Below are 257 nucleotides of genomic sequence, written 5' to 3'. Positions count from 1 at the left end.
CATCCTTATCGATCGCCGTATCTTCAAAACCATATTCTGTTGGAACAAATCCACCATCTGTTTTCACGATTTTAATCAGGTAGTTCTTTGTAAACTGATGATCTTCGGACGTAACTTTATAATATACGCCGTTTTTTAGCAATTCATCAACAATTACTTTATTCATATCCTGAGTTCCGGCCGGCATTTTCAAAGAATCCTTCAAAAGCTCAATCGAGGCACCAGGAGTCAGGTCAAAAGTCATATTCAACTTCGTA

At 37.7% G+C, this 257-nt stretch carries 1 protein-coding gene; it reads right to left on the bottom strand.

Annotated features, from left to right (window positions below):
• Positions 1–244 (bottom strand): hypothetical protein (locus AB0T83_RS20495; protein ID WP_366195035.1); only part of this gene is annotated, 244 nt, incomplete at its 3' end.
• Between the last annotated feature and the right edge of the window lie 13 nt (positions 245–257).

Origin of the sequence: Meridianimarinicoccus marinus, from assembly GCF_040689105.1 — a bacterium.
Classification (GTDB): domain Bacteria; phylum Pseudomonadota; class Alphaproteobacteria; order Rhodobacterales; family Rhodobacteraceae; genus Meridianimarinicoccus; species Meridianimarinicoccus marinus.
This window is presented reverse-complemented; position numbering and strand designations above follow the sequence as displayed.